The sequence below is a fragment of the Leeuwenhoekiella nanhaiensis genome, from assembly GCF_002744755.1.
Taxonomy (GTDB): Bacteria; Bacteroidota; Bacteroidia; order Flavobacteriales; family Flavobacteriaceae; genus Leeuwenhoekiella; species Leeuwenhoekiella nanhaiensis.
The window spans coordinates 1-7815 of record NZ_KZ319318.1 but is presented as its reverse complement, the minus strand read 5'-3'; the positions used below and the strand labels follow the sequence as shown (position 1 = coordinate 7815).

Below are 7815 nucleotides of genomic sequence, written 5' to 3'. Positions count from 1 at the left end.
GGGCAGCATTCAAAGCAGAAGGCTTTGGGGTGTGTGATACGAAACGAAGCATTGGCCGTAAGTGCGATTCCGGATTAGCTGCCAATGTGCCAATCGCGGGGGGTTTTCGTTCAGGACTACAACTGCCACACACCACCAAAGCTAACTGACAGGAGAATCCAGATGGATGCACAAACACGCCGCCGCGAACGTCGCGCAGAGAAACAGGCTCAATGGAAAGCAGCAAATCCCCTGTTGGTTGGGGTAAGCGCAAAACCAGTTAACCGCCCTATTCTCTCGCTGAATCGCAAACCGAAATCACGAGTAGAAAGCGCACTAAATCCGATAGACCTTACAGTGCTGGCTGAATACCACAAACAGATTGAAAGCAACCTGCAACGTATTGAGCGCAAGAATCAGCGCACATGGTACAGCAAGCCTGGCGAACGCGGCATAACATGCAGTGGACGCCAGAAAATTAAGGGAAAATCGATTCCTCTTATCTAGTTACTTAGATATTGGCCTTGGCTTTATCTCAATATTATATGGATCATAGCTGGCAACTAATTCAGTCCAGTAAATATCCTCAATAGGGAATAATATATGCTTTCCATTCCATCGGGAAAAAGTTTTGTTCAACACACCAAGCTCAATCAACTCACTAATGTATGGGAATTGTTTTGATGTAACCACATACTTCCTGCCTTCATTAAGGGCTGCGCACAAAACCATAGATTGCTCTTCTGTAAGGTTTTGAATTACTGATCGCACTTTATCGTTTTGCATCTTAATGCGTTTTCTTAGCTTAAATCGCTTATATCTGGCGCTGGCAATAGCTGATAATCGATGCACATTAATTGCTAGCGAAAATGCAAGAGCAAAGACGAAAACATGCCACACATGAGGAATACCGATTCTCTCATTAACATATTCAGGCCAGTTATCTGGGCTTAAAAGCAGAAGTCCAACCCAGATAACGATCATATACATGGTTCTCTCCAGAGGTTCATTACTGAACACTCGTCCGAGAATAACGAGTGGATCCATTTCTATACTCATCAAACTGTAGGGGTTGTAATAGTTTATCCGATTTCTCGCTGTAGGGGTACACGAGAACCACCGAGCCTGATGTGGTTAAAAGACAGGCACAATCTTTACTACCGCAATCCACTATTTAAGGTGATATATGGAAGAAGAATTTGAAGAGTTCGAAGAGCATCCTCAGGATGTGATGGAACAATACCAGGACTATCCGTATGACTACGACTATTGATAAAAATCAATGGTGTGGACAATTCAAGCGATGCAATGGATGCAAGCTGCAATCGGAATGCATGGTTAAGCCTGAAGAAATGTTTCCTGTAATGGAAGATGGGAAATATGTCGATAAATGGGCAATACGAACGACGGCAATGATTGCCAGAGAACTTGGTAAACAGAACAACAAAGCTGCCTGATAGTGGCCTTTATTTTTGGCATAAATAACAGAATAAACACTGCACTGTGTATTCATTCCAACGAGTGAATACACGGAGCAATGTCGCTCGTAACTAAACAGGAGCCGACTTGTTCTGATTATTGGAAATCTTCTTTGCCCTCCAGTGTGAGGGCGATTTTTTATCTGTGAGGATATGAACAGATGTCAAACATCAAAAAATACATCATTGATTACGACTGGAAAGCATCAATAGAAATTGAAATCGACCATGACGTAATGACAGAGGAAAAACTTCACCAGATTAATAATTTCTGGTCAGACTCTGAATACCGACTCAATAAACACGGCTCTGTATTAAATGCTGTATTAATCATGCTGGCGCAACATGCTCTGCTTATAGCAATTTCAAGCGACTTAAATGCATATGGTGTTGTGTGTGAGTTCGACTGGAATGATGGAAATGGTCAGGAAGGATGGCCTCCAATGGATGGTAGCGAAGGAATAAGAATTACCGATATCGATACATCAGGAATATTTGATTCAGATGATATGACTATCAAGGCCGCCTGAGTGCGGTTTTACCGCATACCAATAACGCTTCACTCGAGGCGTTTTTCGTTATGTATAAATAAGGAGCACACCATGCAATATGCCATTGCAGGGTGGCCTGTTGCTGGCTGCCCTTCCGAATCTTTACTTGAACGAATCACCCGTAAATTACGTGACGGATGGAAACGCCTTATCGACATACTTAATCAGCCAGGAGTCCCAAAGAATGGATCAAACACTTATGGCTATCCAGACTAAATTCACTATCGCCACTTTTATTGGCGATGAAAAGATGTTTCGTGAAGCCGTCGACGCTTATAAAAAATGGATATTAATACTGAAACTGAGATCAAGCAAAAGCATTCACTAACCCCCTTTCCTGTTTTCCTAATCAGCCCGGCATTTCGCGGGCGATATTTTCACAGCTATTTCAGGAGTTCAGCCATGAACGCTTATTACATTCAGGATCGTCTTGAGGCTCAGAGCTGGGCGCGTCACTACCAGCAGCTCGCCCGTGAAGAGAAAGAGGCAGAACTGGCAGACGACATGGAAAAAGGCCTGCCCCAGCACCTGTTTGAATCGCTATGCATCGATCATTTGCAACGCCACGGGGCCAGCAAAAAATCCATTACCCGTGCGTTTGATGACGATGTTGAGTTTCAGGAGCGCATGGCAGAACACATCCGGTACATGGTTGAAACCATTGCTCACCACCAGGTTGATATTGATTCAGAGGTATAAAACGAATGAGTACTGCACTCGCAACGCTGGCTGGGAAGCTGGCTGAACGTGTCGGCATGGATTCTGTCGACCCACAGGAACTGATCACCACTCTTCGCCAGACGGCATTTAAAGGTGATGCCAGCGATGCGCAGTTCATCGCATTACTGATCGTTGCCAACCAGTACGGCCTTAATCCGTGGACGAAAGAAATTTACGCCTTTCCTGATAAGCAGAATGGCATCGTTCCGGTGGTGGGCGTTGATGGCTGGTCCCGCATCATCAATGAAAACCAGCAGTTTGATGGCATGGACTTTGAGCAGGACAATGAATCCTGTACATGCCGGATTTACCGCAAGGACCGTAATCATCCGATCTGCGTTACCGAATGGATGGATGAATGCCGCCGCGAACCATTCAAAACTCGCGAAGGCAGAGAAATCACGGGGCCGTGGCAGTCGCATCCCAAACGGATGTTACGTCATAAAGCCATGATTCAGTGTGCCCGTCTGGCCTTCGGATTTGCTGGTATCTATGACAAGGATGAAGCCGAGCGCATTGTCGAAAATACTGCATACACTGCAGAACGTCAGCCGGAACGCGACATCACTCCGGTTAACGATGAAACCATGCAGGAGATTAACACTCTGCTGATCGCCCTGGATAAAACATGGGATGACGACTTATTGCCGCTCTGTTCCCAGATATTTCGCCGCGACATTCGTGCATCGTCAGAACTGACACAGGCCGAAGCAGTAAAAGCTCTTGGATTCCTGAAACAGAAAGCCGCAGAGCAGAAGGTGGCAGCATGACACCGGACATTATCCTGCAGCGTACCGGGATCGATGTGAGAGCTGTCGAACAGGGGGATGATGCGTGGCACAAATTACGGCTCGGCGTCATCACCGCTTCAGAAGTTCACAACGTGATAGCAAAACCCCGCTCCGGAAAGAAGTGGCCTGACATGAAAATGTCCTACTTCCACACCCTGCTTGCTGAGGTTTGCACCGGTGTGGCTCCGGAAGTTAACGCTAAAGCACTGGCCTGGGGAAAACAGTACGAGAACGACGCCAGAACCCTGTTTGAATTCACTTCCGGCGTGAATGTTACTGAATCCCCGATCATCTATCGCGACGAAAGTATGCGTACCGCCTGCTCTCCCGATGGTTTATGCAGTGACGGCAACGGCCTTGAACTGAAATGCCCGTTTACCTCCCGGGATTTCATGAAGTTCCGGCTCGGTGGTTTCGAGGCCATAAAGTCAGCTTACATGGCCCAGGTGCAGTACAGCATGTGGGTGACGCGAAAAAATGCCTGGTACTTTGCCAACTATGACCCGCGTATGAAGCGTGAAGGCCTGCATTATGTCGTGATTGAGCGGGATGAAAAGTACATGGCGAGTTTTGACGAGATCGTGCCGGAGTTCATCGAAAAAATGGACGAGGCACTGGCTGAAATTGGTTTTGTATTTGGGGAGCAATGGCGATGACGCATCCTCACGATAATATCCGGGTAGGCGCAATCACTTTCGTCTACTCCGTTACAAAGCGAGGCTGGGTATTTCCCGGCCTTTCTGTTATCCGAAATCCACTGAAAGCACAGCGGCTGGCTGAGGAGATAAATAATAAACGAGGGGCTGTATGCACAAAGCATCTTCTGTTGAGTTAAGAACGAGTATCGAGATGGCACATAGCCTTGCTCAAATTGGAATCAGGTTTGTGCCAATACCAGTAGAAACAGACGAAGAATTTCATACGTTAGCCGCATCCCTTTCACAAAAGCTGGAAATGATGGTGGCGAAAGCAGAAGCAGATGAGAGAAACCAGGTATGACAACCACGGAATGCATTTTTCTGGCAGCGGGCTTCATATTCTGTGTGCTTATGCTTGCCGACATGGGACTTGTTCAATGACACCTCAGCAGGAAAACGCCCTTCGCAGCATTGCCCGTCAGGCTAATTCTGAAATCAAAAAAAGCCAGACAGCAGTTTCCGGATAAAAACGTCGATGACATTTGCCGTAGCGTACTGAAGAAGCACCGCGAAACGGTAACGCTGATGGGATTCACACCGACTCATTTAAGCCTGGCAATCGGCATGTTAAACGGCGTCTTTAAGGAACGATGAACATGAAAAGCAAAATCATCAGGGAGCTACAGGCTCCTTTTTTATTATTCGCATTCACCCTCAAGCGTATTAACCAACAGTTCAGGGATTAATGAAAGATGGCAGACATCATTGATTCAGCATCAGAAATAGAAGAATTACAGCGCAACACAGCAATAAAAATGCGCCGCCTGAACCACCAGGCTATATCTGCCACTCATTGTTGTGAGTGTGGCGATCCGATAGATGAACGAAGACGCCTGGTCGTTCAGGGTTGTCGGACTTGTGCAAGTTGCCAGGAGGATCTGGAACTTATCAGTAAACAGAGAGGTTCGAAGTGAGCGAAATTAACTCTCAGGCACTGCGTGAAGCGGCAGAGCAGGCAATGCATGACGACTGGGGATTTGACGCAGACCTTTTCCATGAATTGGTAACACCATCGATTGTGCTGGAACTGCTGGATGAACGGGAAAGAAACCAGCAATACATCAAACGCCGCGACCAGGAGAACGAGGATATTGCGCTAACAGTAGGGAAACTGCGTGTTGAGCTTGAAACAGCAAAATCAAAACTCAACGAGCAGCGTGAGTATTACGAAGGTGTTATCTCGGATGGGAGTAAGCGTATTGCTAAACTGGAAAGCAACGAAGTCCGTGAAGACGGAAACCAGTTTCTTGTTGTTCGCCATCCTGGGAAGACTCCTGTTATCAAGCACTGCACTGGTGACCTGGAAGAGTTTCTGCGGCAGTTAATCGAACAAGACCCGTTAGTAACTATCGACATCATTACGCATCGCTATTACGGGGTTGGAGGTCAATGGGTTCAGGATGCAGGTGAGTATCTGCATATGATGTCTGACGCTGGCATTCGCATCAAAGGAGAGTGAGATCGGTTTTGTAAAAGATAACGCTTGTGAAAATGCTGAATTTCGCGTCGTCTTCACAGCGATGCCAGAGTCTGTAGTGTCAGATGATGACCGTACTCAAACATCGGGTTGAGTATTATCTTACTGTTTCTTTACATAAACATTGCTGATACCGTTTAGCTGAAACGACATACATTGCAAGGAGTTTATAAATGAGTATCAATGAGTTAGAGTCTGAGCAAAAAGATTGGGCGTTATCAATGTTGTGCAGATCCGGTGTCTTGTCTCCATGCAGACATCACGAAGGTGTTTATGTAGATGAAGGTATAGATATAGAGTCGGCATACAAATATTCCATGAAGGTTTATAAGTCTAATGAAGACAAATCCCCATTCTGCAATGTGCGAGAAATGACTGATACCGTGCAAAATTATTATCACGAGTACGGTGGAAACGATACTTGCCCTCTCTGTACAAAACATATAGATGATTAAACCCAATATTACATAACAATCCTCGCACTCGCGGGGATTTATTTTATCTGAACTCGCTACGGCGGGTTTTGTTTTATGGAGATGATAAATGCACTTCCGAGTCACAGGAGAATGGAATGGAGAGCCATTCAACAGAGTTATCGAAGCGGAGAACATCAACGACTGCTACGACCACTGGATGATATGGGCGCAGATAGCACATGCAGACGTAACCAATATTCGAATTGAAGAACTGAAAGAACACCAAGCCGCCTGATGGCGGTTTTTTCTTGCGTGTAATTGCGGAGACTTTGCGATGTACTTGACACTTCAGGAGTGGAACGCACGCCAGCGACGTCCAAGAAGCCTTGAAACAGTTCGTCGATGGGTTCGGGAATGCAGGATATTCCCACCTCCGGTTAAGGATGGAAGAGAGTATCTGTTCCACGAATCAGCGGTAAAGGTTGACTTAAATCGACCAGTAACAGGTGGCCTTTTGAAGAGGATCAGAAATGGGAAGAAGGCGAAGTCATGAGCGCCGGGATTTACCCCCTAACCTTTATATAAGAAACAATGGATATTACTGCTACAGGGACCCAAGGACGGGTAAAGAGTTTGGATTAGGCAGAGACAGGCGAATCGCAATCACTGAAGCTATACAGGCCAACATTGAGTTATTTTCAGGACACAAACACAAGCCTCTGACAGCGAGAATCAACAGTGATAATTCCGTTACGTTACATTCATGGCTTGATCGCTACGAAAAAATCCTGGCCAGCAGAGGAATCAAGCAGAAGACACTCATAAATTACATGAGCAAAATTAAAGCAATAAGGAGGGGTCTGCCTGATGCTCCACTTGAAGACATCACCACAAAAGAAATTGCGGCAATGCTCAATGGATACATAGACGAGGGCAAGGCGGCGTCAGCCAAGTTAATCAGATCAACACTGAGCGATGCATTCCGAGAGGCAATAGCTGAAGGCCATATAACAACAAACCATGTCGCTGCCACTCGCGCAGCAAAATCAGAGGTAAGGAGATCAAGACTTACGGCTGACGAATACCTGAAAATTTATCAAGCAGCAGAATCATCACCATGTTGGCTCAGACTTGCAATGGAACTGGCTGTTGTTACCGGGCAACGAGTTGGTGATTTATGCGAAATGAAGTGGTCTGATATCGTAGATGGATATCTTTATGTCGAGCAAAGCAAAACAGGCGTAAAAATTGCCATCCCAACAGCATTGCATATTGATGCTCTCGGAATATCAATGAAGGAAACACTTGATAAATGCAAAGAGATTCTTGGCGGAGAAACCATAATTGCATCTACTCGTCGCGAACCGCTTTCATCCGGCACAGTATCAAGGTATTTTATGCGCGCACGAAAAGCATCAGGTCTTTCCTTCGAAGGGGATCCGCCTACCTTTCACGAGTTGCGCAGTTTGTCTGCAAGACTCTATGAGAAGCAGATAAGCGATAAGTTTGCTCAACATCTTCTCGGGCATAAGTCGGACACCATGGCATCACAGTATCGTGATGACAGAGGCAGGGAGTGGGACAAAATTGAAATCAAATAATGATTTTATTTTGACTGATAGTGACCTGTTCGTTGCAACAAATTGATAAGCAATGCTTTTTTATAATGCCAACTTAGTATAAAAAAGCTGAACGAGAAACGTAA

At 45.8% G+C, this 7815-nt stretch carries 16 protein-coding genes; 15 read left to right on the top strand and 1 reads right to left on the bottom strand.

Translation table 11 applies throughout. From position 1 onward, the window contains the following. Positions 1 to 162 precede the first annotated feature (162 nt). The gene (locus CJ305_RS19000) at positions 163 to 486 is read left to right on the top strand and encodes an antitermination protein N (protein WP_001564525.1); all 324 of its coding nucleotides are present in this window, start codon (positions 163 to 165) and stop codon (positions 484 to 486) included. On the opposite strand, the gene CJ305_RS18995 is transcribed toward CJ305_RS19000, so the two are convergent. Continuing rightward, positions 487 to 1038: a superinfection exclusion B family protein gene (locus tag CJ305_RS18995; protein WP_223248937.1), complete on the bottom strand. Its 552-nt coding sequence runs from the start codon at positions 1036 to 1038 to the stop codon at positions 487 to 489. Positions 1039 to 1235: 197 nt separating this feature from the next. Between CJ305_RS18995 and CJ305_RS18990 the strand changes: the two genes are divergently transcribed. The 14 genes from CJ305_RS18990 (at position 1236) to CJ305_RS18915 (ending at position 7711) form a co-directional block, all read left to right on the top strand. Next, positions 1236 to 1436 carry an antirestriction Ral family protein gene (locus CJ305_RS18990; RefSeq protein WP_000213975.1) on the top strand — a complete coding sequence of 67 codons (201 nt, stop codon included), beginning with the start codon at positions 1236 to 1238 and terminating at the stop codon, positions 1434 to 1436. A 182-nt stretch (positions 1437 to 1618) separates the two neighbouring features. Beyond that, positions 1619 to 1987, top strand: coding sequence for a DUF2528 family protein (locus tag CJ305_RS18985; protein WP_000065374.1), 369 nt, complete (start codon positions 1619 to 1621; stop codon positions 1985 to 1987). A gap of 72 nt (positions 1988 to 2059) precedes the next feature. Continuing rightward, positions 2060 to 2224 (top strand): protease FtsH-inhibitory lysogeny factor CIII, encoded by a 165-nt coding sequence (locus CJ305_RS19345; protein WP_001198861.1) that lies wholly within the window; start codon positions 2060 to 2062, stop codon positions 2222 to 2224. Beyond that, positions 2193 to 2336 carry a host cell division inhibitory peptide Kil gene (kil, locus tag CJ305_RS19340; protein ID WP_000372937.1) on the top strand — a complete coding sequence of 48 codons (144 nt, stop codon included), beginning with the start codon at positions 2193 to 2195 and terminating at the stop codon, positions 2334 to 2336. Before CJ305_RS19345 ends, kil begins: the two co-directional genes overlap by 32 nt. Beyond that, positions 2291 to 2707, top strand: a complete 417-nt coding sequence (locus tag CJ305_RS18970) for a host-nuclease inhibitor Gam family protein (protein ID WP_012767707.1) — start codon at positions 2291 to 2293, stop codon at positions 2705 to 2707. Before kil ends, CJ305_RS18970 begins: the two co-directional genes overlap by 46 nt. 5 nt (positions 2708 to 2712) lie before the next feature. Continuing rightward, positions 2713 to 3498, top strand: a complete 786-nt coding sequence (bet, locus tag CJ305_RS18965; RefSeq protein ID WP_000100844.1) for a phage recombination protein Bet — start codon at positions 2713 to 2715, stop codon at positions 3496 to 3498. Further along, a complete protein-coding gene (locus CJ305_RS18960; protein WP_000186853.1) occupies positions 3495 to 4175 on the top strand; it encodes a lambda exonuclease family protein in 681 nt (226 codons plus the stop codon). Before bet ends, CJ305_RS18960 begins: the two co-directional genes overlap by 4 nt. After that, the gene (locus CJ305_RS18955) at positions 4166 to 4354 is read left to right on the top strand and encodes a DUF1317 domain-containing protein (protein ID WP_001251812.1); all 189 of its coding nucleotides are present in this window, start codon (positions 4166 to 4168) and stop codon (positions 4352 to 4354) included. Before CJ305_RS18960 ends, CJ305_RS18955 begins: the two co-directional genes overlap by 10 nt. Then, positions 4327 to 4518: a DUF1382 family protein gene (locus tag CJ305_RS18950; RefSeq protein WP_015979260.1), complete on the top strand. Its 192-nt coding sequence runs from the start codon at positions 4327 to 4329 to the stop codon at positions 4516 to 4518. Before CJ305_RS18955 ends, CJ305_RS18950 begins: the two co-directional genes overlap by 28 nt. 391 nt (positions 4519 to 4909) lie before the next feature. Beyond that, on the top strand, positions 4910 to 5131 hold the full coding sequence (locus CJ305_RS18940; protein ID WP_000763367.1) for a TraR/DksA family transcriptional regulator: 222 nt from the start codon (positions 4910 to 4912) through the stop codon (positions 5129 to 5131). Then, positions 5128 to 5676, top strand: a complete 549-nt coding sequence (locus CJ305_RS18935) for an ead/Ea22-like family protein (protein ID WP_001289873.1) — start codon at positions 5128 to 5130, stop codon at positions 5674 to 5676. Before CJ305_RS18940 ends, CJ305_RS18935 begins: the two co-directional genes overlap by 4 nt. A gap of 191 nt (positions 5677 to 5867) precedes the next feature. Further along, positions 5868 to 6149: a hypothetical protein gene (locus tag CJ305_RS18930; protein ID WP_000026224.1), complete on the top strand. Its 282-nt coding sequence runs from the start codon at positions 5868 to 5870 to the stop codon at positions 6147 to 6149. A gap of 295 nt (positions 6150 to 6444) precedes the next feature. After that, a complete protein-coding gene (locus tag CJ305_RS18920) occupies positions 6445 to 6663 on the top strand; it encodes an excisionase (protein WP_002414258.1) in 219 nt (72 codons plus the stop codon). Next, positions 6641 to 7711, top strand: coding sequence for a tyrosine-type recombinase/integrase (locus CJ305_RS18915; RefSeq protein WP_000533640.1), 1071 nt, complete (start codon positions 6641 to 6643; stop codon positions 7709 to 7711). The genes CJ305_RS18920 and CJ305_RS18915 overlap by 23 nt, the downstream gene beginning before the upstream one ends. The last annotated feature ends 104 nt before the right edge of the window (positions 7712 to 7815 follow it).